The following is a 25,284-nucleotide window of genomic DNA, read 5'->3' as shown; positions in this document are numbered from 1 at the left end:
CCCCTATGGCGCAAGCAGCCAGCGCCCGTCTGCAGATTTGCACATCTTCGGCTCCAGAAGGATCGGCTCGACCACGTCCTTGGGATAGATCGAATGTGCAATGACCACGCAATCCCCACGCACCGAAGCCAGCTTGACATCACCGCGCGCGCCCGTCGCGGGATTCGACCACGTCAGCGTCGTGCCGGTCTTGCGCACCTTCGGTATGTAGAGCTCTTTTTCCTTGGCCAACAGCATGTCGAAATCCTGCGGACTCAGCCCGGAATCCGCGAGCATCTTGCTCAGCGGCTTCGCTATTGCGCCCGCTGGCGCGGCCAATGTAACGGCCAGCACCAGCATGAGTTTGATTGCATGTCTCGTGATCGTTCGGGCCAATGCTCCGACCTCCGGTTTGCGGCATGTTTCAGGCTCTCGTGCAACCTTGCCAAAGCAGGCACCCCCGAGTCTACGGCGAAACCGGTTCCGCGCGGTCAATCTTCAAAAAAAGACGATATATCCTACTTGGCCTAACCCGGTTGGTTTGGTCTGTCACCTGCCGCATTCTACCGGCATCCATTCAGCGAGGAACCGGATGCCCCAATCCAGATATTTCGCCCCGACCGGCGGGCACCCGCCGCAGGAACAGCTCCTGACCGACCGCGCGATGTTCACCGATACCTATGCGGTGATCCCCAAGGGCACCATGCGTGACATCACGACGAGCTTTCTGCCCCATTGGACGGCAACGCGGCTCTGGGTGATTGCCCGACCGATGACCGGGTTCGCCGAAACGTTTTCGCATTACATCATGGAGGTGGCCGCCGGTGGCGGCAGCGATACGCCCGAAAGCGATCCGGAAGCGGAGGGCGTCATCTTCGTTGTCGAGGGTGCGATCACGCTGACCATCGCCGGGGATCGGCATGTGATGAATGCCGGCGGCTTTGCCTATCTGCCCGCCGGATGCACATGGACCCTGCACAACCATGCTGGTGGCGAGGCAAGGTTTCACTGGATCCGCAAGGCCTATCAACCCGTATCCGGCGTTGATGCCCCCGACCCTTTCGTGACATGCGACGCGGATGTGGCGCCGACGCCCATGCCGGGCACCGAAGGACGCTGGGCCACGACCCGGTTTGTGGACCCGGCCGACATGCGGCACGACATGCATGTCACCATCGTCACCTTTCAACCCGGCGGCGTCATCCCCTTCCTTGAAACGCATGTGATGGAGCACGGGCTTTACGTGCTCGAAGGCAAGGCGGTCTATCGGCTCAATCAGGATTGGGTCGAGGTCGAGGCGGGCGATTACATGTGGCTGCGCGCGTTCTGTCCGCAGGCCTGTTATGCCGGCGGTCCCGGCCCGTTTCGCTACCTGCTTTACAAGGACGTCAACCGTCACATGCCCCTGCGCCTGTCGCAGCGCTGACACGCTTGCCCAAGCGGGCGGATTGCGCCAAGGTTGTCCGCAAGCGCAGCGCATCCACCCCTGCGTGTCGTGCGCCAACCCGGAGGCAGATGATGATATGTAAAAGATTGCTCCCTGTAATTCCGGTCATGATGTTCCTCTTGGCGGGCTGTGCGGAAGGTCCGGTTCTGGCCGCACCCGAAGTCAGGCAGGTCGAGGTGCTCGGACGCATCTGGACGGTGTCCAGCGTACCCGAGCGGCCGAACGCCTTTGTCGCATCGCGCGACAACAACAATCTCAACCCTTTCGGCCGTCCCGCAGCCCTGCGTACCCCGCAGGCGGTCAAGGCACTGGAAACCGCGACGGGATGCAAGGTCATCCCCGGTCGCATCTGGCAGGATACGACAGCGCAGTACCATGCGGACATGGTCTGCCCGGTGTAAACCCGCATCGGCTCTCCGAGCGTGGTTGAGCTTGGCGTACAACCCTGCAATATCTCGTCCATGCGTATCGCGATCAATGGATTCGGCCGGATCGGCCGCACTATTCTCCGGCAGGTCCTGAACCTGCCGGACGCCAATGGCGTGCAGGTTGCGCTGATCAACGACATCGCTCCGGGTGACATGCTCGGCTACCTGTTCCGGTATGACAGTACCTTTGGCCCGCTGCCGCATGAGGTCGCGATTCAGGGCGAAACCCTCTCGGTCGCCGGGCATCACATCGCGCTGACCCGGCAAGACGATCTGTCGCGACTGGATTTGTCGGGGGTCGACGTGGTTCTGGAATGCACCGGCATCGCGCGGGAAACCAACGTGGCCCGCCGTGGCCTACAGGCCGGGGCGAGATCGGTCCTGATTTCAGGCCCGTCACCGGCCGCCGAGGTGACTGTCGTGCTGGGCGCGAACGAGGAAAGGCTCGGTGATGCGCGGGTTGTCTCGAACGCCTCCTGCACAACCAATGCGCTGGCCCCGCTGCTCGGGCTGCTTGACGGTCTCTGCGGGGTCGAGACCGCCCACATGACAACGATCCATTGTTATACCAACAGCCAGCCCATGGTCGACGCACCGCGCGGCGACATGGCACGCAGCAGGGCGGGCGCGTTGTCGATGGTGCCCACGACCTCAAGCGCCACCCATCTCATTGACGAAGTCCTGCCAAACCTGGCGGGCCGGATCAGCGGCTCGGCGGTCCGCGTGCCGACGGCCAGCGTGTCGGCGGTCGATCTCGTCCTGACGATGCGGGACGTGATGGATGCAGACGCCTTTGCACAGGCGTTGCGCGCGAAAGTCGAAGAGCAGCCGGTGCTCGGCTGGACCGATTTGCCTCTGGTTTCTTCCGATCTGCGCGGCCGCCCTGAATCGCTCGTCATCGCGGGTCCGGAAACCCGGATCGTCCATCAACGCCAGGCGCGGGTCTTTGGCTGGTATGACAATGAATGGGGATTCTCGGCGCGTATGCTCGATGTCGCGGCCCGGATGGCAAACCGGGAGGCCATTTAGCCCCCCGGCCCCGACTGCTCAGACGTGGTCGTCCTTTGCCAGTGATCCCCGGCCATGCCCGGCCAGCCCACCCGAAACTTCCTCGGTCGCCTCATCCGCAAGCTCCTCGGGCAGCACGAGGTTCAGGACAATCGCGATCAGGGCGGCGGGCAGAATGCCAGACGCACCCAGGATGCGCAGCGAGTCGGGCAGTTTCTGCAACGCGTTTGCCGCCCCCGGCGCGACGTTCATAACCTCGAGCTGCAGCCCGAGACCGAAAGAGATCGCAACGGCAAAGATCACCATGTTGCGCCGGTTCCAGTTCACGTCGGACAGCATCGAGATACCTGCCGCCACCACCATGCCGAACATCACGATCACACCGCCGCCCAGAACCTCGATGGGAACCGTGCGGATCAGCGCGCCGACCTTCGGTACGAGACCGCAGAAGATCAGGAACAGCGCACCGAAGGTGACGACGTGGCGGCTCATCACCCCGGTCATCGCGATCAGCCCGACATTCTGGCTGAACGAGGTGTTGGGAAAGCCGCCAAAGATACCGGCCAGCGCCGAGCCAAGCCCGTCGGCATAGGTCGCGCCGGTGATTTCCTTGTCGGTCGCTTCGCGCCCCGCGCCCCCCTTGGTGATGCCCGACACGTCGCCGACGGTTTCGACCGCCGAGACAAAGGCCATCAGGCAGAATCCGATGATGGCCGCCGCGCTGAACTCGAACCCGTATTTCAGGGGCTGCGGAAGGGCAAAGGCGGCGGCATTGCTCCAGCTGCTGCCGATCGCTTCAAAGGTCAGCATCCCGGTCAGAAGCGCGTAGAAATAGCCGACGATGATACCGATCAGGACGGCAGAAACCGCCAGCATCCCGCGGGCAAAGAACTTGAGCCCGAGCGTGACAAAAATCACCACGAACGCCGCCGACCAGTTCAGCAGGCTGCCATATTCCGGCAGGTTGCGCGCCTTGGCCGGAACACCCCCGGCGGCGTATTCGATGCCCACCTTGACCAAAGCCAGACCGATCATGGTGACCACCAGCCCGGTCACCAGAGGGGGCAGCGCAAACCGGATCTTGCCGATGAAGGTGCCCAGTACAGTATGGAAAATACCACCGACGATGATGCCGCCAAACAATGCGGCCAACCCGTCGACCCCCTTGCCGGCAACCAGCGGGATCATGATCGGGATAAAGGCGAACGACGTGCCCTGAACAATCGGCAGCGCCGCCCCGACCGGTCCGATGGTGATGGTCTGCAGCAATGTCGCGATGCCGGCAAACAACATCGACATCTGGATCAGGTAGAGCAGTTCGGGGAAATCCGGCGAGTTCGATCCAAAGCCGAAACCTGCGGCGCCGGCCACGATGATCGCCGGGGTCACGTTGGACACGAACATCGCCAATACGTGCTGAATCCCCAGCGGGATCGCCTTGTGGATGGCGGGTGTATAGTTCGGGTCGCGCAGTTGCTCTGCGGTCCCTAGCGAAGTGTCAGCCATGTCTCTCTCTCCGGTTGGTCATTGGGGTCTTGTACCGCGTCTTGTGGCGGCTTCGGGTGTCGTCCGGGCCTGCGCGGACCGGGGCGGCGGCAGGATCACGCGCCCCATTCCGGGCCTGCAGGTTGCTGTGAACAAGGCTGGCGGCGAGCCAGCTCCGATTGCCTTTCAAAAAGACTAGCCCAGCCATACCTTTCGGGAAATCAGCAAAAAGGAAAAGCAGTTTCAAAAATTTCCGTTGGGCGGGATCAGCGATCCTTATCCGGCGCACCCTGCCGCTCACCGGGGGCGATAATCCGGTAACCCTCGGCAAACCAATGCTCTTCCAGGTTCGCACCCGCGCCGATCCTGTCAACCACCGCGAACAGACCCGGCGCATGCAGGGGGGTCAGGACCCCATGCCACGTACCCTTGTAAAAATTGACGGCCTGTCCCGGTTCGGTTTGAAACGCCAATGGCCGTCCGGGCACCCCGCCCTCGTCCGGAGCCACAACCACCAGGAATGGCGCGTGGGTCATCGGCACGAAGGCCTGGCTCCCGTCCGGGTGGCGTTCGACCATATCCAGCAACAGTGGCAGGACACGGGGGTTGGCATTGAACAGGCTGATGCCCGCCCGCCCGCCGGAAAAATCGAGCTGCGCCCGGTCGTGGTAGCGGCCGCACTGGCCCTGATTGATGATCTTGTCCGGCTCGCCGGCACAGTCGATCAGATTACCAAAGGGGGCGAAACCCTCGGCGTTGATGGGCTGGATCGTGATGTCCCGGCTCATGAGGGCAGCATGTCGCGCAGGCGCAGTTCGGCAATACGCTCGACCTGTCGGCAGGCTTCGGCAAATTCCGTGTCGCGGTCGTTGCCGATGCGGCGCTCGAACGCGGCACGGATCGACGCCTTGTCATTGTCGCGCACCGCGATGATGAAGGGAAACCCGTGTTTCTCGACATAGGCCGCGTTCAGCCGGGTAAAACTCTCGCGTTCCTCATCGGTCAGCATATCCAGCCCGGCCCCTGCCTGTTCCGCGGTGCTCTCGGCAGTCAGCTTGCCCGCTGCCGCCAGCTTGCCCGCCAGATCCGGATGCGCCTTGAGCACGCCCAGCCGCTCTGCCTCGCTCGCCGAGCGGAACATCCGCGCCAGCGCATTGTGCAATCCGCCCGCCGTGTCATGCGCCGGGCCCAGTTCCAGATCAAAGGCACGCTCGGCAATCCAGGGCGAATGCTCGAATACACTGCCATAGGCGGCGACAAACGTGGCCCGGTCCATTCCAGAGGGGCGCGGATGCTCTTGCGGCGGGTGAATGCTGGCCCAGTGCTGCGCGATCTGCAGACGCGTGGCGAACCAGACGTCCTGGTGGCCACGGGCGTAGTCGAGGAACCGTTTCAGCGCCATGATCCGGCCCGGTCGGCCGATCAGGCGGCAATGCAGCCCGATCGACAACATCTTGGGAGCCCCCTCTGCGCCTTCCGCATAAAGCGCATCGAAACTGTCCTTGAGATAGGCATAGAACTGATCGCCCGAATTGAACCCCTGCGGCGTGGCGAACCGCATGTCGTTGCAGTCCAGCGTGTAGGGCACCAAAAGCTGATCGCGGTCGCCAAAGCGCACGTAATACGGCAGGTCATCGGCGTAGACATCGGCGACATAGTCAAAACCGCCCTCTTCGGCGGCCAGTCGCACGGTATTGTCCGAACATCGCCCAGTATACCACCCGCGCGGGCGCTCGCCGACAACCTCTGTATGCAGGCGGATCGCCTCGGCCATGTCGGCGCGTTCATCGGCCTCGGCCGCGTCCTTGTATTCAACCCATTTCAACCCGTGGCTGGCGATTTCCCAGCCCGCGTCCTTCATCGCCGCCACCTGGTCGGGCGAGCGCGCCAACGCGGTCGCAACGCCATAGACCGTCACGGGCACGTCGCGAAGCAGGCGATGCAGCCGCCAGAACCCGGCCCGGGCACCGTATTCATAGATCGACTCCATGTTCCAGTGCCGTTGCCCCGGCCACTGCGCGGCGCCGACAATTTCCGACAGGAACGCCTCGGATGCGGCATCGCCGTGAAGGATGCAGTTCTCGCCGCCTTCTTCGTAGTTCATGACGATCTGAACCGCGATCCTGGCACCGCCCGGCCACTGCGCATCCGGCGTGCTCGCTCCGTAACCGATCATGTCGCGCGGGTATCGTGTCATCATGTGCCTCCGGGTTTTCCCCCTTGTAAATCAGAACAATGCCAGTGTTTTTCAAAAAAATCTAACAACACTATCAGCAAGGCGGTGTTTGCACAGAATCGATGCCTGCGGCACACCTTAACCAAATTCAGGAGTCGATTGATGACCGGATATCTCACCACCCATGTTCTGGACACCGCCCGGGGCTGCCCGGCCCAGGGCATCCGCATCGAGCTGTTTCGTATCGACGGATCCGAACGCACCCTTCTGAAGACCCTGACGACCAATTCGGACGGGCGCACCGACGAACAGATTTTGCCCGCCAGCGAATTCGCCCTTGGCGAATACGAGTTGCTGTTTCACGCAGGCGACTACCTCGATGCGACCGGCACACCTCCCGAGACACCGCGTTTCCTCGACGTCATCCCGCTGCGCTTTGGCATGTCGGAAGCGGCGCATTACCATGTGCCGCTGCTGCTTTCGCCGTTTGGCTATTCCACCTATCGCGGCAGTTGAACCCCGGCCTCGGCTCCTGTCACGGCGTCGCCGACACGTTCGGCGATGAACTCCATGAACAGCCGTGTCTTGGGATCCTGGTGGCGGCGATGGGTATACAGGCACGCCATCTGCACGGGAACCGGTGGGGTGGATTGCGCCACTGGCAACAATGCGCCGCTTCGCAGATGTTCCGCCACCTCGAAAACCGGCTTCATCGCAACGCCCTGCCCGCCCAGCGCCCAGTCGGTCAGCACATCGCCATCGTCACATTCATAGCGCCCCGAGACGGCAAAGCGTTGCGGGCCGTCTGCCGTCATCAGCCGCCATTGAAACTCGGTTGCACCGGGAAAGCGCAGGTTCAGGCATTCATGCTTGTCCTTCACCAGATCCGTCCCCGAATCGGGATGACCACGCGCAGCGACATAGGACGGGGCGGCCACCATCACCCTCTGGCAATCTGCAATCTTGCGAATACGAAGGTTGCTGTCTTCGGGCTGCCCGAGAAAAAATGCGAGATCGAGCCCCTCGGTCGTCAGGTCGACCGAGCGATCCGTCAATCGCAACCGCATGTCGATCTGGGGATATTGTCCGAGAAATTCCGGCACCTGCGGCGCAATCAGCCGTCGCCCCACACCCAGCGGCGCCGCAACGAAGAGCGAACCGCGCGGGTTTTCCGTCAGGTTGATCACCCGCGCCTCGGCCTGTTCGACCGTGTCGAGCACCTGGCACGCCCCATCGTAAAACGCGCGGCCCTGTTCTGTCGGCGTCAGGTTGCGGGTGGTACGCTGAAACAGCCGCACATTCAGATGATCCTCAAGCTGCGATATCCGGGCCGACGTCACCGCAGGAGAGATGCGCAAATCGCGCCCCGCGGCGGACATGCTGCCCAATTCATAGACACGGACAAAGGTTCTGATGTTGTCGAGATAGGACATTGTTCCAGAATTTTTGATACAGCTTGGTACTATATCGGAATACCGAACAAAGGCGGGTTTGCATAGGCTGTCCGCAATCTATCGGGAGACGCGGCATGTATGACTTTCTCGCATTCTGGGACTGGGCAGCCTTTGCCCTGCGCTGGCTGCACGTGATCACGGCAATGGCCTGGATCGGGTCATCCTTCTATTTCATCGCGCTTGACCTTGGCTTGCGCAAGGCGCCCGACCTGCCACCCGGAGCGCATGGCGAGGAATGGCAGGTTCATGGCGGCGGTTTCTATCACATCCGCAAATACCTGGTTGCGCCGGCGCAGATGCCCGAACACCTGATCTGGTTCAAATGGGAAAGCTATACCACCTGGCTGAGCGGAGCGGCGCTCTTGATGGTGGTCTACTGGGCCGGGGCCGAACTTTATCTCATCGACGCCGCCAAGGCGGATCTCGCGGTCTGGCAGGCGATCCTGATCTCTGCCGCATCGCTGACCATCGGCTGGATCGTCTACGACTTCCTCTGCAAATCTACGCTGGCCGAGCGCCCGACCCTGTTGATGATGTTGCTGTTCGTGATGCTGGTCGTGATGGGCTGGGGCTATGACCAGATTTTCACCGGCCGCGCGATGATGCTGCACCTGGGGGCGTTCACCGCAACGATCATGACGGCAAATGTGTTTTTCGTGATCATGCCCAACCAGCGGATCGTCGTCGCTGATCTCAAGGCGGGACGCACGCCAGACCCGAAATACGGCAAGATCGCCAAGCTGCGCTCGACCCATAACAACTATCTGACTTTGCCGGTCATCTTCCTGATGCTGTCCAACCACTACCCGTTGGCCTTCGCCACCGAGTATAACTGGATCATTGCATCGCTGGTGTTCCTGATGGGGGTCACGATCCGGCACTATTTCAACACCCGCCACGCCGGCACCGGCAATCCGACCTGGACATGGCTGGTGACCGCACTGCTCTTCATCGCGATCATCTGGCTGTCAACCGCGCCGATGTACAGGGATGTGGAAACAGCCGAAGCACAACCGCTGACCGTCTATGAAACCCGCATGGCGGCGGCAGAGGGTTTCGAGGCGGCGCACGACGTGGTCATGGGACGTTGCTCGATGTGCCATGCGCGCGAACCTGTCTGGGACGGCATGCTATGGGCCCCCAAAGGCGTATTGCTGGAAACCGAGGCCGACATCGCGCGCAACGCCAAGGCCATCTACCTTCAGGCGGGGGTCAGCCACGCAATGCCGCCCGCCAATGTCACCTTCATGGAACCGGAGGATCGCGCCGCCATCGTGAAATGGTATCGCACCGCCCAGCAGGATGCGGCGCAGTAGCGTTTCACAACACCGACAGGCAGCGCAGTTTACGGTTTTCTTGAGACACGATCATGTTAGGTATTGCTGAACAACGCGCGGAGGTCACATAGGGTAGCCGCGTCAGTAAGAGTGACGATCCGGAGATCTCGTAATGCAGCATGTCCGTCGCAGGACCGGTTTGAACCAAACCCTGGTTGCCGCGTGTTTTGCCATCGCCCCCGGCCTTGCCGCAGCACTGACCACCAGCCTGACCGCCCCCGGTGCGTCCGACGAGGTGCGCGAAAGGTTGATCGAAGCATCTTCGATCATGAACGCAGAGGCCAACGGGCTGGATGACGCGCAGGAGCTTCTGGCTGCATCGTTGTCGGATTACGCGACGCTGGTGCAGATTCTGTATGACGAAGGCTATTTCAGCCCGGTGGTCAATATTCGCGTCAACGGGCGCGAAGCCGCGACCATCCCCGTGCTGGATGCGCCCGGCACCGTCAACAGCGTCGCGATATCCGTGCAGACGGGACCGGCCTTTACATTTGGTCAGGCCCGGATTGCCCCGCTGGCACCGGATACCGAACTGCCCGAGAATTTTGCAAGTGGTCAGATCGCGACAACCGGGGCGATCCGCGATGCCGCCTCGGCCGGGGTCCAGCAATGGCGCAATGTCGGCCATGCCAAGGCCAATGTCGGCCAGCAGCGTATCGTTGCCAGGAACCGCCAGGCGGTTCTCGACGCGGACATCACGCTGGCACCGGGGCCAAAGCTGCGTTTTGGCAAGCTGAATATTCCGCAGGATTCCTATGTGCGCCCCGAAGCAATCGGCAAGATCGCGGGTTTTCCCACCGGCGAGGTCTATGACCCCGAAAAGGTACAACTGGTCGGCACCCGCCTGCGCCGGACCGGATCGTTTTCATCCGTCACGCTGAGCGAAGCGGAAACGCCGAACCCGGATGGCACGCTGGATTTCGATGCGGTCGTCGTTGACCAGGTGCCACGGCGCGTGTCGTTCGGTGCCTCGATCTCGTCGAGCCAGGGAGTGGAACTGTCGGCCAGCTGGATGCACCGCAACCTTTTTGGCAACGCAGAGCGATTCCAGATCGAAGGCAGCGTCAGCAATATCGGCGGCGAGGAACCGATTGATGGCGGCCTGTCGATCCGGCTGGACCAACCCGCCAAGCTCGGCCCCGATGACAGCATCTTCTACCTGGGTCAGATCGGCACCGACAATCAGGAACACTATACCCTGACCCGCTTTTACCTCGGTGGCGGCGTGCGCCGCGTGTTCTCGGACACCCTGTATGCCGAGCTGGGCGTCAATGCCGGGCTCAGCCGCGCAGACGATGTGTTCGGCGAACGTGATTTCTATCTGATGACCTTTCCGCTGCGGGTGAACTGGGACGAGCGCGACAGCAAGGTCAGCGCCAACAAGGGCTATTTCCTCGATTCGTTCGTGACCCCGTTTCTCGGGCTTAACGACACCGAATCCGGCGTGTACGGATATTTCGACGCGCGTGGCTACCTGAGCCTGACCTCAAGCGCATCGATCGTTCTCGCCGGTCGTCTGCAACTGGGCACGGTGATCGGCCCGAGCCTTTCGGACATTTCGCCCGAGTTCCTGTTTTATTCGGGTGGAGCCGGCACGGTACGCGGCCAGCCCTATGAATCGCTCGGCGTCGCGGTCAACGGCGGGATCTCGGGCGGACGTTCGCTGCTGGGGCTCTCCGCAGAAATACGTGGCCGGATCACGGATGCGATTTCGCTGGTTGGTTTCTTTGACATCGCCGCCGTCGGCCAGGACCAATTCGTCACCTCCGGTTCGCCGTATCATTCCGGCGCTGGTCTGGGCGTGCGCTACGATCTGGGCGGGCTCGGACCGTTGCGGCTCGATCTTGCGATGCCGGTCGAGGGCACCACCGATGACGGGCTGCAATTCTATCTTGGCATTGGGCAGGCATTCTGATGCGTATCCGAACATGTGCACTGGTGGCATTCACGTGCTTTTCCACATTCGCCCATGCGCAGGAGGAAGAGGAAAGCGGCGGCTTTCTCGTCAACCTGTTGCAGGATAACCTGTCGGGCGAAAATCGCTATATCAAGGTCACCGGACTGGACGGGGCATTCAGTTCGCGGGCCAGTATCGAAAAGCTGACGGTTTCGGACGATGACGGCGTCTGGCTGACGGTTTCGGATGTCGTGCTCGACTGGAACCGGCTCGCGCTCATTCGCGGACGCTTTTCGGTCAATACGCTGAGCGCGGGCGAGATCATCCTGGCCCGCAAACCCACCCCGACCGAGACGGAAGAGCCGCTGCCCGAAGCCGAGGCGACGCCGTTTCAGTTGCCGGAACTTCCGGTTGCGATCGAATTGAGCGAGCTGAAGGTCGACCGCGTCGAACTGGGCAAACCGCTGGTGGGTATTGCCGCCGAACTGTCGGTCGCCGGTGCGCTCAGCCTCGCGGATGGCAGCCTCAGAACCGATCTCGGCGTCATCCGGCTCGACCGCGATACCGACAGGCTCGATCTGGTTGCCGGGTTCGACAATGAAACCAGCCAGATCGTGGTGGATGTGACCCTCGCCGAAGCCCAGGGCGGGCTGGTCTCAGAACTGCTGTCCATTCCGGACCGGCCGTCGCTGTCTCTGACCGCCAAGGGCGAAGGGCCGGTCAGCGACTTTACTGCCGATATCGCGCTGGCCTCGGACGAGGTCGAGCGTCTGGGCGGTCAGGTGCGCCTGCAAAGCGTGACCGATCCCGATGCGGGCGCGAACGCCCAGCCCGGAACCGGGTTCGATGCGACGCTTGCCGGCGACATCAGCCCCCTGCTTGCGCCACAGTACCAGGAGTTCTTTGGCACCGATACCCAGCTGCAACTGTCGGGACAATCCGGTCCGGAGGGGCGGCTCGCGATCCGGCGGCTCAACGTGCTCTCGGACGCGCTCATGGTGAACGGAACGCTGGACGTCGCCGGGTCGGGACAGCTCGAACGCGTGGCGCTTGACGGGCGCATTTCTCCGCCGAACGGCGACGAAGTCGTCCTGCCGATGGGCGAACCCCGCACCGCGATCAAGGGCGCGACCTTCTCCGCACAGTTCGACGCCGAGCGCGACGACCGGTGGACGCTCCTGCTGGGCGTCGATGGCGTGAACCGGCCCGACCTGGTGGTGTCGCGCGCCCAGATCAACGCCGACGGCATGCTGGAGCAGGATGGCGGCATGCAGCTAGATGGCAAACTCAACGCGGCGATCCGGGGCATAGACTTTGCCGACAACCGGCTTGACGAGGCCGTCGGGAGCGATGTCGAACTGCTCGGAAATTTTGCAACGGAATCCGGCTCGGTCCTGAAGCTCAGCGATTTTACGCTGAGCGGCACGGATTATGCGGCAAATATCGATGCCGAAGTTGACGGGCTCGAAAGCGGGTTCCGCGTCGATGGCACGGCCAAGGTGACGGCCTCGGACCTGTCCCGTTTTTCGGCGATTGCGGGCCGGGATCTCGGTGGCGCGGTCACCGCCACGATCACCGGCATCGGCACCCCGCTCAGCGGCATGTTCGATTTTGACCTCAACGTCGAGGCGCAGGATCTCGAGAGCGGCATCGCGCAGGTTGATCCGCTGATCACCGGACAGACCACGATTGCTCTGAAAGCCGAACGCGACGAAGACGGGCTGGATATCGAGCGGTTTACACTCGATGGCACGGCATTGACGGCAGAGGCCACGGGGAACGTGAGCAGCGGCGACACCAATCTGGAGTTCAGCGCCAAACTGGACGACCTCGGCCGCGTCGTCCCCGACATGAGCGGTCCGGTCGTCATAACGGGCGACATGGTCCAGCGCGGCAAGACAGCAAACGGCAAGCTTCGTGTCACCGGACCACAAGAGTCATTTGCCGATCTGGATGGTGAACTCGCATCCGATGGAACGGTCGACGTCAGCTATGCGGCAGTGCTCAACGGTGTCGATAACTTCATCCCGCAGATCGTCGGCAGCATCCGGGCCGAAGGGCGCGCATTGCGCGAGGATGACCGGTGGCAGGTGACCAGCGACGTGACAGGGCCGCAGGGGTCCTTTGTCAAACTCACTGGCAGCATGACCCCCGAGGGCGAGATCGACGGGCGCTATGACGCCACGATCGCGCAGGTTGAACGCTTCATTCCGCAACTGACCGGCTCGATCCAGGCGGAAGGCACCGCGCAGCGCGTCGAGAACGCCTGGCAAGTGGCCAGCGACATCACGGGGCCGGAGGGTTCGGTCGCCCGGCTGCGGGGCAACATGAATGCCGAGGGGGACATCGACGCGCGCTATGATGCAACCGTGGCCCGTATCGAACGCTTCGTTCCGCAGCTGGTCGGCGCGGTCAACGCCAAGGGCACCGCATCACGCATCTCCGACACCTGGCAGGTGGACAGCAACGTCACGGGACCGGAAGGCTCGGTCGCACAACTGCGGGGCAGCATGACGCCCGAAGGGGATATCAGGGCGCAATACGACGCAACCGTGGCCAAAATGGAACGCTTCGTTCCACAACTGGTCGGCGCGCTCGAGGCCAAGGGCACGGCGTCGCGAATCTCCGATACCTGGCAGGTGGAAAGCGACGTCACGGGGCCGGCTGGCTCGGTTGCACAGCTGCGGGGAAGCATGACACCCGACGGGGACATCGACGCGCAATACGACGCAACGGTGGCCAGGCTCGAACGCTTTGTCCCGGAACTCGTCGGGTCGCTCGATCTCAATGGCACCGCCAAGCGCAACGATGACACATGGCAGGTCGCGACAGATGCCAAGGGTCCGGCGGGTTCTGTCGTAACAGTGAACGGGCGCATGGATCCGAACGGCAAAATCGACGCCAGCTATGATGCGACAATCGTGCGCATCGAACGCTTTGCGCCCGATTTCCCGGGGCAGATCACCGCCAAGGGCACCGCATCGCGCGACGCCGACCTCTGGACCATTGCCAGCAATGCCACCGGACCCGGCGGGCTTTCGGCCGAGGTCGGCGGGACGGTCAATCAAACCACGCTCGAGTCGGACGTCACCGCCAAGGGACAGTTGCAACTCGCCCTTGCGAACCGCATCATCGAGCCGAACTCGGTGCGCGGGGCCGCGCGCTTTGATCTCGCGCTCAGGGGCGAGCTCAAGCCCGAATCTCTGAGCGGGCGCATCAGCGCCAGCAATGCCACGGTCGCCATCCCTTCGGTGCGACAGGCAATAGATGATCTGGATGCTGAAATCGTGCTGGCGAACGGCTCGGCCAATATTTCCGTCTCTGCCGCTGCGCGCGCGGGCGGGCGCATCGTCATCAACGGACCGGTCAGCCTGAAACCCCCGTTTGATGCGTCGATCGTGACCGAGCTGCAACAGCTTGTCCTGACCGACAACGTGATTTTCGAGTCGTCTGCCAATGGACGTGTTGCCTATACCGGCGCGCTTGCCGGAAGCGGCCGCCTCGCCGGAGATATCCGCTTTGGCGAGACCAATATAGACATAAATTCGATTTCCGGTTCACTGGGCGCGGCGCCGATCCCCGAGATCATTCACACCGGCGAAACCGCCGCCCAGCGGACAACGCGCGACCGGGCCGGTCTGATCAAGACCGACAGCGGCGGTGGCGGTGGTCCCGATATCGCGCTCGATATCCGGCTCGTCGCCGAAAACAAGGTCTTCGTGAGGGGCCGCGGTCTGCAGGCCGAACTGGGCGGCGACATCCAGATCCGCGGCACCGTCGCGAATCCGGCCCCATCGGGCCAGATCGGTCTGATCCGGGGCAATCTCGACTTGCTGGGACGGCGGCTGAAGCTCTCAAAGGGGCTGGTGACGCTGCAGGGCGATCTGGAACCCTATATGGAGTTTGCCGCCACCACGACAACATCTGACGGTGACGCGACGCTGGAAATATCCGGCCCACTCACCAAACCCAAGGTCAAGGTCGAGTCCGACCCGGAACGGCCCAGTGAAGAGGCCCTGGCGATGCTGCTGTTTGGCAACCAGTATTCGGAACTTTCGCCGATCAAGGTCGCGCAGCTCGCCGCGTCGCTCGCGACGCTCAGCGGCGCAGGTGGCGGAGCCAATGCCAAGGCGCGCGACGGACTGGGTGTCGATACGTTCGACATCGGCACCGACGATGATGGCAGGGCACAGTTCGGCGCGGGCAAATATCTGGCCGACGGGGTCTATACGGACATCACCGTGAACACCCAGGGCGATACCGAAGTCAACCTCAATCTCGATGTGTCCGAGAATCTGACCGTCAAGGGCACGGTCGATCGGGAAGGCGACACCGGCATCGGCCTGTTCTTTGAACGGGACTACTGAAGCAGTGCGGCTGCCGACGGCACCTCACTCGGCCACGCATACCTGGGCGGCCCCGGTCAGGGCCGCCGCATCATCGACAATGACCCGAACCGGCACCCGCGCGATGTGATCGTCGAACCGGCCCGGAGCCTCGAAACATGCGAGAAAGCGCGCCCGGGCAGCGGAGCCGAGAATTCCGCGCGCGACGCTGCCGGCAAAATGGATGCCGCCAAACGGTTGATACATATAGACCAGTTCGCGCGCCATGCGCCCGAGCAACCCGGCCATCAGGTCGACCGTTTCGGCCGTTTTTCCGGCGGCGCCCCGGTCATACTCCGCCAATATCGCCTGCCCCGCCCTCTGGGTTTGACCGGATAGAATTCCGTAGAGCCGTGAAAGGCCGCGCCCGGCAAACAGCTCTTCGACCGTCGGGAAATCCGCCACCCTGATGCCAATCGCGGCACTTAGCGTGTCAGAGACGCTTTGGGGAAGGCTGGCATGACCAAGCTCGGCCTCGATCACCACGTTGCCGAGCGCGGTCGTCTTGGCGAGGCAGATGTTGACCCCGGTCCCGAGCCCCATCACGACCGCCTGACCATTTCCGGCCTTTGTCGCAGGCGTCTTCCGAATGTCCGCCAATTGCAAGGACGTCAGGGCCGGCAATGCATGGCCCAGCGCCGCGAGGTCATTGATAAGCCGCACAGAACCGGGAAGCAGACCGGGCAGGGCCGCCGCGATGTCGGACCGGTCAAAATGCCAGTCCCGATTGGTCAACCGCGCGATTTCTTCGGTGACCGGACCTGCGATTGCGATGCAGCACCCGGAGAGTACCGGAGGCGCGCAGCGCGCCGCATAGGCCGCCAGCAGCGCCGGAAAGGTCGCGAAATCATCATTCAGGAACCGGATTGTTTCGCCAACCGAACCCGACCCGTCGACAAGCGCCAGTCGCGTGTTGGTGCCGCCCACATCGGCCACAAGAATTGTCATCCGTCCTGCCCGTTCATCATCTGCACCGACGCTGCGCGCGGGTATCGTCCGGGATGATCATCTCCGGCGCAGCGCCTGATGGTGCGGCATTTTAATTTGAAAATCAAATTAAATTGTCTAAGCTGTGAAGATTACCTTGGAGAACCAGGCTGACGCGGGCGCGGGTCTGCTGATCATTGATCTCAGACACGACAGGGCACAGAACCGGGAGAGCAATTCAAATGGTTGTTTTGCCACGCGAATACGGACGCCGCCGCCTGCTGCATCAGATCCGGCGAGCCGGGCGCGTACCGCGTATCGAGCTGGCCCATAAAACCGGGATGAGCCGCGCCACCGTCACCACGATAACCGCCGAATTGCTGCAGGCCGGCCTGATCGAAGAAATCGCCAGACCCGACACCACACCCGATACACGCCGGGGCCGACCCCGGGTCGACCTCAAGATTCGCGGCGGTGCCCATACCATCGTCGGGGCCAAGATTTCCTGTCGCCAACTCTCGTTGGTTCTGCTCGATTTCGAAGGTGAGGAGCTTGCGGAACTGGAACGTCAACTGCCCGCGGAAACCTTTTCCCCCGGGCAACTGGCCGACCTGTTCGCGGATGCGGTGGCCGAACTCGCACGCGGTGCGGGGCTGACAGCGAATGAAATCTCGGGCGCCGGTCTTGGTATCGCCGGTGTCGTGCAGGCCGCCGAGGGAATCGTCTATTGGTCGCCTTCGCTGAGTGAACGCAACGTCGCCCTTGGCGAAATCCTGACACGCCGACTTGGGCGCCCGGTCTTCATCGACAACGACGCCAACCTTGTCGCGCTGGCGGAACGGAGCTTTGGTCTTGGTCAGTCGCATTCCGATTTCATCGTGGTGACCATCGAAAGCGGTGTCGGCATGGGTATCGTGCTCGGTGGCGAATTGTATCGCGGCACGCGCGGATGCGGCGCAGAGTTCGGCCACACCAAGGTGCATCTGGACGGCGCGCTTTGCCGCTGTGGGCAACGCGGGTGTCTTGAGGCCTATGTCGCCGATTATGCGCTCTTGCGCGAGGCGCAGTCCTTGCCGGGGGACGACCCCACCGCGCCACCAGCAATGCGGATCGAGGCCCTGTTGGACGCGGCGCGCAAAGGAAACGCCACCGCGCGCAGCATTCTGGATCGGGCCGGACGGATGTTCGCCCTCGGCCTTGCCAACCTCGTCAACATATTCGACCCCGAATTGATCATCCTCGCGGGCGAACAGATGCAGTTCGACCACCTCTTTGCCGACGAGGTCATCGCCGCGATGCGGACGTCCATCGTGCAGATCGACAAGCCGCCACCGGACGTGGTGATCCACAAATGGGGCAACCTGATGTGGGCGAAAGGCGCCGCCGCCTATGCGCTCGACAATGTGACCGAACTTGCGCTGGCGGGCTTGAACGACAATGCGGCGTGAGATTGCCCGGATTTTGTAACTGAAAGACGCGCTTTTTCCTTCGGCGAAACCAGGACCAACCGGGCGCAGCCTGCAAAACCGGATCAGACAAAACGATTGACGTAGTTCTCCAGCCGCTCCTGCTGTCCGGAACGGGGCTCTGCCAGTATTTCTCCCGCGAGAACCGACTGGAAAATGGTGTCGAAATCGCTGTCCAGCATCGCCTGCGCAGCCGCGGTATCCCAACCCGCGTAGCGTGCAGTCAGCGCCGCCTCCAGCCCGCCATCCTCGATCATCGCAGCTGCTGCCATCAGCCCCCGCGCGCAGACATCCATGGCGCCGACATGCGCCGCGATCAGGTCTCGGGCCTCAAGCGATTGCCGGCGCAGCCTGGCATCGAAATTGGTGCCGCCCGTGCCGAGCCCTCCCGCCCTGAGAATATGGTAATAGGCCAGCGCCACCTCGGGTACGTTGTTTGGAAACTGGTCGGTGTCCCAGCCTGACTGGTAGTCATTACGGTTCATGTCGATGCTGCCGAGCATGCCCTCGGCAGCGGCAACCGCGATTTCATGTTCGAACGAATGCCCCGCGAGAATGGCGTGCCCCTGTTCCAGATTCAGCTTCACCTCGCCCTCAAGCCCGTATTTGCGCAGGAACCCGATGCAGGTTGCCGCGTCGAAATCATACTGATGCTTGGACGGCTCCTGTGGTTTCGGCTCGACCAGGATCGTGCCCTGAAACCCGATCTTGTACTTGTAGTCCACCACCATGTTCAGGAACCGGCCCATATGATCCAGTTCGCGCGAGAGATCGGTATTCAGCAGCGTCTCATAGCCCTCGCGCCCGCCCCAGAGCACATAGTTCTCGCCCCCCAGACGATGGGTCGCATCCATGCAGGCCTTCACCGTTGCCGCCGACCAGGCAAAGACGTCCGGATCAGGATTGGTCGAGGCTCCTGCCATCCAGCGCCGGTGACTGAACATGTTGGCAGTGCCCCAGAGCAGCGCCACTCTCCGGCTTTCCATCTTTGCCGAAAAGTAATCGATGATCTCCTCGAAATTACGGAGCGATTCAGCAAAGCTTGCGCCCTCCGGGCGAATATCGGCATCGTGCCAGCAGAAATAGGGCACCCCGAGAATGTCGAACATGTCAAAGGCGGCATCGGCCTTGATCCTGGCCCGCACCATATCGTCCTGCGGATGCCAGGGACGCTCGAATGTCTGCCCGCCAAAGGGATCGCCACCTTCCCACGCGAAGGAGTGCCAATAGGCAACGGCAAAACGCAGATGATCCTCCATCCGTTTGCCCAGGATCATCCGGTCGGGATCATAGTGGCGGTAGGCCAGCGGATTGGTACTGTCGGTACCTTCATAGCGAACCGGTTGAATATCGGTGAAAAACGACTGGGTCATGGCATGGCTTTCAGGGATGGATATGAGGCCGCATAGGCGGCATATGCCTGCTCATAGGCGGCGCAAAGCTCGGTGCGCGGCAGGATCGTGCCGGCGATGGGCGGCTTTGTCATGACATCGGACGGGGCAGCACCGGTCACGCCGCAGATCGCCAACCGGGCCGCGCCCAGAGCCGCACCGAATTCGCCCTTTTCCGGCAGATCGACGGGCATGTTCAGCACCGTTGCCAGCACTTCGAGCCAATACCGCGAACGCGCCCCGCCCCCGATCGCAAGCACCCGCGACAGGTTGGCGCCGGTCAGGCGCAAGGCTTCGAGACTGTCACGCAATGCGAAGCTTACACCCTCGACGACCGCTCGGGTCAAATCCGTGCGTCCGGATGCGATATCCAGCCCGACAAACGCTCCGCGCACAACGCTGTCATTATACGGCGTCCGCTCGCCCGACAGGTAAGGGAGGAAACGCAATGCGCCGGGTGCGACGATGGTGTCGCCCAATTCCTGCGTGAGGTCGGCGGGTGACGCACCGACAATCTGTGACAACCAGTTCAGGCTGTCCGTTGCCGCCAGGATCACCCCCATCTGATACCATGCGCCGGGGATGGCATGGCAAAACGTATGTACCGCGCTTTCCGCGCGCGGAGCAAACCCGTCGCGCGCCGCCAGCAAAACCCCGGATGTGCCCAGCGACACGAAACCATCCCCTTCCGCGAGCGCGCCGACGCCGCAGGCTGCGGCCGCGTTGTCACCACCGCCCGCCACGACCTGCACCGCCGTTGGCAACCCGAGATCACCCGCCAAACCGGGGCGCAGCGGCCCGACAATATCGCTGCCCTCGCACAGGCGCGGCATCTGTTCCACCCGCATTCCGGTCGTACCCAGCAACTGCGGCGACCATGCCCTTGCGCCGACATCCAGCCATGACGTCCCGGCGCCGTCGGACATGTCGGAAACCAGCTGCCCGGTAAGCCAGTAGGTGAGATAATCCTTGGGCAGCAGCACCTTCGCGATCTGCGCAAAGACGTCCGGTTCATTTTTCGCAAGCCACGCAACCTTGGGCGCGGTAAATCCGGGAAACACGATATTGCCGGAAATCTCACGCATGCCGGCGATTGCATCAAGGCGGCGCGCCTGTGCGCTGCTGCGGGTATCGTTCCACAGCATGCAGGGCCGAAGCACATCGCCATCCGCGCCGAGCAGGGTCGCCCCGTGCATATGTCCCGACAGGCCAATACCTCGGAGTTGCGCCATTTCAGCCGGCTTATCCTCGACAAGACGGCGCAGAACCTTGGTCGCGGCGGCAATCCAGTCCGCCGGGTCCTGTTCGCTCCATCCGGGATGCGGGTGCGCCACGGTCAGGGCCGCTTCGGCGCTGTGAACCGCCTCGCCCATGTCGTTCACCAGCAAGGCACGCAATCCCGACGTGCCGAGGTCAAGGCCGATAAACATGTGCTCCCCCAAACGAAGTCTGGTCCGGAGTGTTCCCGCATTTAATTCTCGTGTCAAACTAAACCGGACGCGGGCAGCGAGGGTGTTGCAAATTCTCGGTCAAGACATTGGCAGAAAACGAAAACAAGATCGGTGAGACCGATCAGAAAGTGCCGTATGTTGCCTGATCGACCAAAACGAGACGTTGCACCCGCGTGTCTGCGGCGAGGCAGCGGCCCATCTCCCATGTGTCCGGCACGAATCCGAGTTCGACGCATTCAGCGAGCGCATCCGTGGAGACGGGCGGGGCCGGCAGGTTCTTTCGGGAGTCGTCACATCCTGCGGAGAGCAGCAGGGCAAACAAGGGGAGGTGGGTTCGGATACACATGTAAAAAGGACCTAGGCGCGCAAACACCCAGGTCCAGTCAGGTCACCAGAAATCACACTCGTTACAAATTCGTCTTCGATCTCAGCAGCCGGTGCGGCGCATAACGACGCTGATGGTCTTGAGCAGCAGACCGAGATCGGTTTTCAGCGACACTGTGCGACGATACTCGGCATCGATCGTGGCGCGGTAGGAAAAGTGGCTCTCGTTACGGGTCGAAACCTGCCAGATGCCGGTGACACCCGGACGCAATGCGACGTAATCCTTGCTGTCGCCATAAAGAGACAGTTGCTCCGGCAGCATCGGACGCGGCCCGACGAGGCTCATCTCGCCGATCAGGACGTTCCAGAGTTGCGGCAGTTCATCAAGCGATGTCTGACGCAGCAAGGCACCGAGCGGCGTGATGCGCGGATCCTTGCGCAGTTTCTGCGTGGTTTCCCATTCCTCGCGCAACGCGGGGTCGCTTTCGAGAACATGCGCAAGACGCGCATCCGCATCTTTCACCATGCTGCGCAGTTTGAGCATGGAGAATTCCTTGCCGTTCCTGCCGATACGCGCCTGGCGATAGAACGGGTTGCCGCTCTCGAACCACAGCAGCAGGGCAAACAACAGCACCAACGGCAGCACGAACGGCAGGAACAAGACGACAAGTGTCACGTCCAGCGCACGCTTGCCCCAGCCAAGATAAAAATTGCCGGGGCGCAGGTTTCGATCACGGCGCACATGCGTCGGACGTTTGAAATCACCCGCGACGGGGCCGGACCTGAAAACCGAATTGGGCTGCATCAAAATCTCTTTCGGGGTAAATGCGCGCTGCTGGACACTGACCAATGCTGTCGCCGCGATGCGCGTCTCAAAAGGGTTTTGCATTCGTTACTCCAACATTCGCAATCTACACTGGCAAAATTGCCAAAAAACCGTCCCGAGCTGCCCCCCAGGGTCACGACATACTCCGTGACCCAAGCGGTGAAAGGAGGCCCTAACGGGTTCCTTTCACCAGGCCGAACTCACACGCAAACCAACACACACTCACTATCAACAACATTAGCCGTGGGAGGGTGGACATCACCGTGGGCGACATCCGCTCGGGTTTGTATAAAAGACACTTTGTTTAAGTCTAAAATTGGGCAGATTTGGTTCGTTTTCACGAAGCGGCCAGAAACAATAAATGAAGATCTGACAAACTGTTTCCGGAAGTCGGGACAGGGGCGATGCGCAGGATCCCGCGCATTGCAGACACGATCGGTTCAACCCGCCGTGGCCTGCATCGCCCGGGCCGTATCAAGCATGCGGTTGGAGAAGCCCCATTCGTTGTCATACCAGGCGAGCACCCGCACCATGCCACCATCGCCGACATGGGTCTGCGCGGTAGCAAGAATCGACGACAGCGGGTTGTGATTGAAATCCGACGACACCAAGGGCAGATCGCTGACCCCCAGAACACCTTTCAACGGACCCGACGCCGACGCCGCGCGAACCGCGTCATTAACCGATTCCGCCGTTGTCTCGCGCTCCGGCATGAAGCTGAGGTCCACCACCGATACATTCGGGGTGGGCACGCGGATGGCCGATCCGTCAAGTTTGCGCTTAAGTTGCGGCAGCACAAGCCCCACCGCCCGCGCCGCACCCGTTGAAGTCGGAATCATCGACAGAGCCGCCGCGCGGGCGCGGTAAAGATCGCGGTGCGCGGTATCCAGCGTCGGCTGGTCTCCGGTATAGGAATGGATCGTGGTCATGTATCCGGTGCGAATACCAAAGGCGTCGTCCAGCACCTTGGCCACAGGGGACAGGCAGTTGGTCGTGCAGGACGCGTTCGATACGATCCGGTCATCTGCCGTCAGCCCCTCATGGTTGACGCCATACACGATGGTCTTGTCCGCTCCGTCACCCGGTGCCGAGATCAGAACCCGGTCCGACCCGTTTTCGAGATATGCCGCCGCCTTGTCCCGCTTGGTGAACACGCCTGTGCATTCCAGCGCGACATCCACATCGCCCCAGGGCAGGTCCGCCGGGCTCCGCTCCCGGGTCACGCGAATGCTGCGGCCGTTGATCACCAGAACGTCTTCCTCGACGCGCACATCCGCGTTGAACGCGCCGTGAACCGAGTCGAACTGAAGCAGGTGCGCGTTGGTTTCGATCGGGGCCAGATCGTTGATGGCAACGATTTCGACATCGGTGCGGCCGGATTCGATCCACGCGCGCAAAACGCAGCGTCCGATGCGACCGAAACCGTTGATTGCGAGTTTCGCAGACATTTTCTTTCTCCTTCCTATAGGAGCTTTGCCTATGGTTAAGACTTGTGGTAGCGCTAACATCGCAATAGCACCGGTTGCCCCACCTGACCAGATCCAATTGCGGATCAGGCAGCGACGCGGCGGTCCCCCGAGAAGAGAACCACCGGACCGCGATCAACAATTCAGGTTTCTGTCGTTGCCCGATATCTGCCCGGACTCATCCCGACCCAGCGTTTGAAGGCATCTGCAAAGCTGCTCATGTTGGAATAGCCCAGCAAATACGCGATTTCTCCAAGCCCGAGATCGCTGTTCCTGAGATAGCTGATGGCAAGGCTTTCACGAAGATCGCTGAGCGTACGAAAAAACGTGGTGTCCTCTTGCGCCAGCCGCCGCGCGAGCGTGCGCGAACTGAGCCCGAGGTCACGCGCCACCAGTTCCTGCCGCGCCTCGCCCGCTGACAGCCGCGCGGCGATGGCGCGTTCCACATCCACGATAAACATGGAACTGTTGCAGCGTTCCCGCTCCAGAACCTCTTCTGCGTATTGTCGCAGGACGGAATAAAGCTCGTGATCCGCCGTTGCCAACGGAAGATCCAGTGTAGCGGGTTCGAAAAAGTAGGTGTTGGTGGCCGCACCGAATACCACACGGCAGCCCAGATAGCGTTCGATAACGTCGATGTGCGTCTTGCGCAGATGTCGAAAGCAAACCCGTCGCAATTGCAATTTCTGACCAGCCGCGCGTTCCAGCCCCGACAGGATGCCCGTGGCACCGAATTCGACCAGTTGCCGCCGTTCGACCCTCGCCGGAACGCGAAAATACCACGACAGCACGCTTGACTGCTCAAGCTGGGATTCATCGAGCTCCACCACATCCGAGAACACCCGGCGATAGCGCGCGAAGTTCTTGATGAAATCCCGCACCGTCGGCGAAGACAACCCGACATAGCAGAGCAAGCCGGTGCGCCGCATGTCAAACTCGGTGCCGACGGTAAACCCGAGAATATCATTGCCTGTCAATTGCGCCGCGTGCTCGAAAAAATCGGCAATATCCGGAAATTCCGCGAACGGGCGCTCCTGCGCCAGCAGATCAGCGCCAAAGGCCGTGCCCGAGAACACCTGGCTCTGGCTATAGCCGTGGCTCAGCAGGTATTCCGCCAATGACTTGGCATAGATGGCCCCGTGACGATAAAGCTGTGTCGGCATCGGGTCAGCGCCCCGACCCTGCGCGACAGGGCCGCGCAGAGGGCAGCGACGGGCAACCCGACACATCGAAACACCGCAATTTCTTTTCCCGCATCAAACCCACTCTGACAAATGACCTTGGGTCAAGTTAAGCGCAAAAGCGTCGGTTTACTCAAGAGGATTGAAGCCGGCCGTCAATTCCGCCTTCCGCTACACGCACCACAATCAGGTTTTGACAGCCCCGCCCTGCCACCGCTTAATGGCCCCGGCACAGCGCATCATTTTCAGGAGTTTCACGATGTCCAAATCCTTGCAGGTTCTCTATCCGATCACGGATGGCACACGGTTTGATTATGATTATTACCTCTCGACCCACATGAACGTGGTCGCAGAACACATGGGTCCGCATATCGAGCGCACCCTCGTCACCCGCGGCAATGCAGGCGGCCCCGACACGCCGCCTTCGATCTATGCGATCGCCACAATCGTATTCGCGGATCAGGATGCGATGAACGCGGCGATGAAGGCCTCTGCCCCGGTAATGGCGGATATTCCCAACTTCACCGATGTAAAGCCGCAAATCCTCATCGGCGACGTTGTTGGCTGAACCGGCTCGGCTCTGAACAATGCCGTGCCTCTGGCGGCGATGACCCCGGGGCGCGCCACTTTGCCTGACGCGCCCCCGATAGATTGTT

The 25,284-nt window shown here is 61.8% G+C and carries 20 protein-coding genes; 9 read left to right on the top strand and 11 right to left on the bottom strand.

What is annotated here, in order from left to right; genetic code table 11:
* Window positions 1-3: 3 nt before the first annotated feature.
* Window positions 4-375: a hypothetical protein gene (locus AB9K34_RS13820; protein WP_369955009.1), complete on the bottom strand. Its 372-nt coding sequence runs from the start codon at window positions 373-375 to the stop codon at window positions 4-6.
* Between the two features lie 196 nt (window positions 376-571).
* On the opposite strand from AB9K34_RS13820, the gene AB9K34_RS13815 reads away from it, so the two are divergent.
* The 3 genes from AB9K34_RS13815 to AB9K34_RS13805 all read left to right on the top strand — a co-directional run bounded on the left by AB9K34_RS13815 (window position 572) and on the right by AB9K34_RS13805 (window position 2,883).
* On the top strand, window positions 572-1,405 hold the full coding sequence (locus tag AB9K34_RS13815; protein WP_369955008.1) for a bifunctional allantoicase/(S)-ureidoglycine aminohydrolase: 834 nt from the start codon (window positions 572-574) through the stop codon (window positions 1,403-1,405).
* A 107-nt stretch (window positions 1,406-1,512) separates the two neighbouring features.
* Window positions 1,513-1,827 carry a hypothetical protein gene (locus AB9K34_RS13810; RefSeq protein ID WP_369955007.1) on the top strand — a complete coding sequence of 105 codons (315 nt, stop codon included), beginning with the start codon at window positions 1,513-1,515 and terminating at the stop codon, window positions 1,825-1,827.
* Between the two features lie 60 nt (window positions 1,828-1,887).
* Entirely contained in the window at window positions 1,888-2,883 is a 996-nt protein-coding gene (locus tag AB9K34_RS13805) for a type I glyceraldehyde-3-phosphate dehydrogenase (protein WP_369955006.1), read from the top strand.
* A gap of 18 nt (window positions 2,884-2,901) precedes the next feature.
* On the opposite strand, the gene AB9K34_RS13800 is transcribed toward AB9K34_RS13805, so the two are convergent.
* From AB9K34_RS13800 to puuE, 3 genes are all read right to left on the bottom strand, one after another.
* On the bottom strand, window positions 2,902-4,368 hold the full coding sequence (locus tag AB9K34_RS13800; protein ID WP_369955005.1) for a uracil-xanthine permease family protein: 1,467 nt from the start codon (window positions 4,366-4,368) through the stop codon (window positions 2,902-2,904).
* 245 nt (window positions 4,369-4,613) lie between these two features.
* Window positions 4,614-5,135: an ureidoglycolate lyase gene (locus AB9K34_RS13795; protein WP_369955004.1), complete on the bottom strand. Its 522-nt coding sequence runs from the start codon at window positions 5,133-5,135 to the stop codon at window positions 4,614-4,616.
* Window positions 5,132-6,544, bottom strand: coding sequence for an allantoinase PuuE (gene puuE, locus AB9K34_RS13790; RefSeq protein WP_369955003.1), 1,413 nt, complete (start codon window positions 6,542-6,544; stop codon window positions 5,132-5,134). Before puuE ends, AB9K34_RS13795 begins: the two co-directional genes overlap by 4 nt.
* 141 nt (window positions 6,545-6,685) lie before the next feature.
* Between puuE and uraH the strand changes: the two genes are divergently transcribed.
* Complete coding sequence (uraH, locus tag AB9K34_RS13785; RefSeq protein ID WP_369955002.1) at window positions 6,686-7,039, top strand: hydroxyisourate hydrolase; 354 nt, start codon at window positions 6,686-6,688, stop codon at window positions 7,037-7,039.
* Here the strand turns inward: uraH and AB9K34_RS13780 are convergent.
* Window positions 7,024-7,956: a LysR family transcriptional regulator gene (locus AB9K34_RS13780; RefSeq protein WP_369955001.1), complete on the bottom strand. Its 933-nt coding sequence runs from the start codon at window positions 7,954-7,956 to the stop codon at window positions 7,024-7,026. The two genes, uraH and AB9K34_RS13780, sit on opposite strands and share 16 nt — an antisense overlap.
* Before the next feature lie 95 nt (window positions 7,957-8,051).
* Between AB9K34_RS13780 and AB9K34_RS13775 the strand changes: the two genes are divergently transcribed.
* From AB9K34_RS13775 to AB9K34_RS13765, 3 genes are all read left to right on the top strand, one after another.
* On the top strand, window positions 8,052-9,293 hold the full coding sequence (locus AB9K34_RS13775) for a urate hydroxylase PuuD (protein WP_369955000.1): 1,242 nt from the start codon (window positions 8,052-8,054) through the stop codon (window positions 9,291-9,293).
* A gap of 133 nt (window positions 9,294-9,426) precedes the next feature.
* On the top strand, window positions 9,427-11,229 hold the full coding sequence (locus AB9K34_RS13770) for an autotransporter assembly complex family protein (protein WP_369954999.1): 1,803 nt from the start codon (window positions 9,427-9,429) through the stop codon (window positions 11,227-11,229).
* Complete coding sequence (locus tag AB9K34_RS13765) at window positions 11,229-15,578, top strand: translocation/assembly module TamB domain-containing protein (RefSeq protein ID WP_369954998.1); 4,350 nt, start codon at window positions 11,229-11,231, stop codon at window positions 15,576-15,578. Before AB9K34_RS13770 ends, AB9K34_RS13765 begins: the two co-directional genes overlap by 1 nt.
* 24 nt (window positions 15,579-15,602) lie before the next feature.
* Here AB9K34_RS13765 and AB9K34_RS13760 read toward each other — a convergent pair whose 3' ends face one another.
* Entirely contained in the window at window positions 15,603-16,544 is a 942-nt protein-coding gene (locus tag AB9K34_RS13760) for a glucokinase (RefSeq protein ID WP_369954997.1), read from the bottom strand.
* A 221-nt stretch (window positions 16,545-16,765) separates the two neighbouring features.
* Here AB9K34_RS13760 and AB9K34_RS13755 point away from each other — a divergent pair, with 221 nt between their 5' ends.
* Window positions 16,766-17,971 carry an ROK family protein gene (locus tag AB9K34_RS13755; RefSeq protein WP_369954996.1) on the top strand — a complete coding sequence of 402 codons (1,206 nt, stop codon included), beginning with the start codon at window positions 16,766-16,768 and terminating at the stop codon, window positions 17,969-17,971.
* An 83-nt stretch (window positions 17,972-18,054) separates the two neighbouring features.
* Here the strand turns inward: AB9K34_RS13755 and xylA are convergent, their stop codons facing one another.
* The 5 genes from xylA to AB9K34_RS13730 all read right to left on the bottom strand — a co-directional run bounded on the left by xylA (window position 18,055) and on the right by AB9K34_RS13730 (window position 24,610).
* Window positions 18,055-19,362, bottom strand: coding sequence for a xylose isomerase (xylA, locus tag AB9K34_RS13750; RefSeq protein WP_369954995.1), 1,308 nt, complete (start codon window positions 19,360-19,362; stop codon window positions 18,055-18,057).
* Complete coding sequence (gene xylB / locus AB9K34_RS13745; RefSeq protein WP_369954994.1) at window positions 19,359-20,810, bottom strand: xylulokinase; 1,452 nt, start codon at window positions 20,808-20,810, stop codon at window positions 19,359-19,361. Before xylB ends, xylA begins: the two co-directional genes overlap by 4 nt.
* 448 nt (window positions 20,811-21,258) lie before the next feature.
* A complete protein-coding gene (locus AB9K34_RS13740; RefSeq protein ID WP_369954993.1) occupies window positions 21,259-22,044 on the bottom strand; it encodes a sugar transferase in 786 nt (261 codons plus the stop codon).
* Window positions 22,045-22,421: 377 nt separating this feature from the next.
* On the bottom strand, window positions 22,422-23,429 hold the full coding sequence (gene gap, locus AB9K34_RS13735; RefSeq protein WP_369954992.1) for a type I glyceraldehyde-3-phosphate dehydrogenase: 1,008 nt from the start codon (window positions 23,427-23,429) through the stop codon (window positions 22,422-22,424).
* A gap of 161 nt (window positions 23,430-23,590) precedes the next feature.
* The gene (locus AB9K34_RS13730) at window positions 23,591-24,610 is read right to left on the bottom strand and encodes an AraC family transcriptional regulator ligand-binding domain-containing protein (RefSeq protein WP_369954991.1); all 1,020 of its coding nucleotides are present in this window, start codon (window positions 24,608-24,610) and stop codon (window positions 23,591-23,593) included.
* Between the two features lie 277 nt (window positions 24,611-24,887).
* Here AB9K34_RS13730 and AB9K34_RS13725 point away from each other — a divergent pair, with 277 nt between their 5' ends.
* Window positions 24,888-25,196 carry an EthD family reductase gene (locus tag AB9K34_RS13725; protein WP_369954990.1) on the top strand — a complete coding sequence of 103 codons (309 nt, stop codon included), beginning with the start codon at window positions 24,888-24,890 and terminating at the stop codon, window positions 25,194-25,196.
* Window positions 25,197-25,284 lie beyond the last annotated feature (88 nt).

Source organism: Sedimentitalea sp. XS_ASV28, from assembly GCF_041224545.1.
GTDB lineage: Bacteria > Pseudomonadota > Alphaproteobacteria > Rhodobacterales > Rhodobacteraceae > Sedimentitalea.
Note: the sequence above shows the minus strand (reverse complement) of the source record. Positions and strands in the feature narration are given on the sequence as shown.

Bases quoted from the DNA above. Each gene is read 5' to 3' on its own strand.
- AB9K34_RS13795 (WP_369955004.1), bottom strand. From the start codon at position 5,135: ATGAGCCGGGACATCACGATCCAGCCCATCAACGCCGAGGGTTTCGCC.
- AB9K34_RS13730 (WP_369954991.1), bottom strand. From the start codon at position 24,610: ATGCCGACACAGCTTTATCGTCACGGGGCCATCTATGCCAAGTCATTG.
- AB9K34_RS13765 (WP_369954998.1), top strand. From the start codon at position 11,229: ATGCGTATCCGAACATGTGCACTGGTGGCATTCACGTGCTTTTCCACA.
- xylA (WP_369954995.1), bottom strand. From the start codon at position 19,362: ATGACCCAGTCGTTTTTCACCGATATTCAACCGGTTCGCTATGAAGGT.
- AB9K34_RS13740 (WP_369954993.1), bottom strand. From the start codon at position 22,044: ATGCAAAACCCTTTTGAGACGCGCATCGCGGCGACAGCATTGGTCAGT.
- AB9K34_RS13725 (WP_369954990.1), top strand. From the start codon at position 24,888: ATGTCCAAATCCTTGCAGGTTCTCTATCCGATCACGGATGGCACACGG.
- gap (WP_369954992.1), bottom strand. From the start codon at position 23,429: ATGTCTGCGAAACTCGCAATCAACGGTTTCGGTCGCATCGGACGCTGC.
- AB9K34_RS13815 (WP_369955008.1), top strand. From the start codon at position 572: ATGCCCCAATCCAGATATTTCGCCCCGACCGGCGGGCACCCGCCGCAG.
- puuE (WP_369955003.1), bottom strand. From the start codon at position 6,544: ATGACACGATACCCGCGCGACATGATCGGTTACGGAGCGAGCACGCCG.
- xylB (WP_369954994.1), bottom strand. From the start codon at position 20,810: ATGTTTATCGGCCTTGACCTCGGCACGTCGGGATTGCGTGCCTTGCTG.
- AB9K34_RS13770 (WP_369954999.1), top strand. From the start codon at position 9,427: ATGCAGCATGTCCGTCGCAGGACCGGTTTGAACCAAACCCTGGTTGCC.
- AB9K34_RS13800 (WP_369955005.1), bottom strand. From the start codon at position 4,368: ATGGCTGACACTTCGCTAGGGACCGCAGAGCAACTGCGCGACCCGAAC.
- AB9K34_RS13775 (WP_369955000.1), top strand. From the start codon at position 8,052: ATGTATGACTTTCTCGCATTCTGGGACTGGGCAGCCTTTGCCCTGCGC.
- AB9K34_RS13760 (WP_369954997.1), bottom strand. From the start codon at position 16,544: ATGACAATTCTTGTGGCCGATGTGGGCGGCACCAACACGCGACTGGCG.
- AB9K34_RS13805 (WP_369955006.1), top strand. From the start codon at position 1,888: ATGCGTATCGCGATCAATGGATTCGGCCGGATCGGCCGCACTATTCTC.
- uraH (WP_369955002.1), top strand. From the start codon at position 6,686: ATGACCGGATATCTCACCACCCATGTTCTGGACACCGCCCGGGGCTGC.
- AB9K34_RS13780 (WP_369955001.1), bottom strand. From the start codon at position 7,956: ATGTCCTATCTCGACAACATCAGAACCTTTGTCCGTGTCTATGAATTG.
- AB9K34_RS13755 (WP_369954996.1), top strand. From the start codon at position 16,766: ATGGTTGTTTTGCCACGCGAATACGGACGCCGCCGCCTGCTGCATCAG.